This window comes from Rhodanobacter thiooxydans LCS2 (assembly GCF_000264375.1).
GTDB classification, from domain to species: Bacteria; Pseudomonadota; Gammaproteobacteria; order Xanthomonadales; family Rhodanobacteraceae; genus Rhodanobacter; species Rhodanobacter thiooxydans.
Genome location: NZ_AJXW01000080.1, coordinates 1 through 933, shown reverse-complemented (window position 1 = coordinate 933; position 933 = coordinate 1). Strand labels below are relative to the sequence as shown.

The window sequence follows — 933 nt, the reverse complement described above, 5'->3', positions numbered from 1 at the left end:
AACTTATCCGTAAATAATATTCACGGTAAGCGGCACCTTCCGGAATGCGATGATGGCGGCAGCAAGATGGTTCAACGCCAAGAAGCTGCGCTCCAGCTTCTCGTACCGTACCAGCAGCTTGCGGAAACGATTGAACCAGCTATGCGCGACCTCTACGACCCAGCGCCTGGCCCTTTTGTTCGGGTCACATTGCAGCTCAGCCGCTTCTTGTCCGCGTCCTTTGACATGGGGGATGTAGCCGTGTTGCTCGATGATCACCAACGCAGGCGCCCCGGTATAGCCTGCGTCGGCGCACAAATGCTTGCTTCGACGCTGGAGAGGTGGCGGACGCTTGACCACGATCGCCTTCAATACGGCCTCCAATTGCGAGACATCATGCCGATTCGCGCCGGTCACGACGATCGATAACGGGACACCACGACCGTCCACCAGCAGATGACGCTTGCTTCCATTTTTTTCCCCGATCGGTCGGATTGGGTCCGACCGTCGCTTGGGCCAGAGGCGCTTTCATCATCGCCCCGTCAATGCTTTGCCATCGCCACGCGATCCCTTCCAGGTCGTCGTACTCGGCAAGACCTGCTTTCCACAATGTTTCGAAAAAGCCGGCTTCTTCCCATTCCAGAAAGCGCTTGTGGATGGCGCTGGCACTGCCAAAACGCTCCTGGGGCAAGGCCTTCCACTGGCAGCCTGTGCGCAGCACGTACACGATGGCCTCGAAGACCTGTCGAGCTGGCTTTGGCGGGCGTCCAGCCCCTGGTTTGCGTTGGTAAACCTTCGAGCTATCCGGCTTGCGCTTCGGTAGCAGGGGCTCGACTCGCTCCCAGAACGCATCCGTGACCACCCATGACTCCGCTCGCTTCTTCGCCATCGGCCCTCCCAACGCCGCTCTCGTGCGGCTCGGAATGGCAGTATATGCTAATTACGGATAAGTTC

1 protein-coding gene is annotated in these 933 nt (G+C 58.7%); it reads right to left on the bottom strand.

Translation table 11 applies throughout. The annotated features are described in order from the left end of the window. Nucleotides 1-3: 3 nt before the first annotated feature. A protein-coding gene (locus UUA_RS18980; protein ID WP_235605953.1) for an IS5 family transposase occupies nt 4-868 on the bottom strand; the annotation gives its coding sequence in 2 pieces (ribosomal slippage) (nt 4-457 and nt 456-868; 867 coding nt in all). Nucleotides 869-933 lie beyond the last annotated feature (65 nt).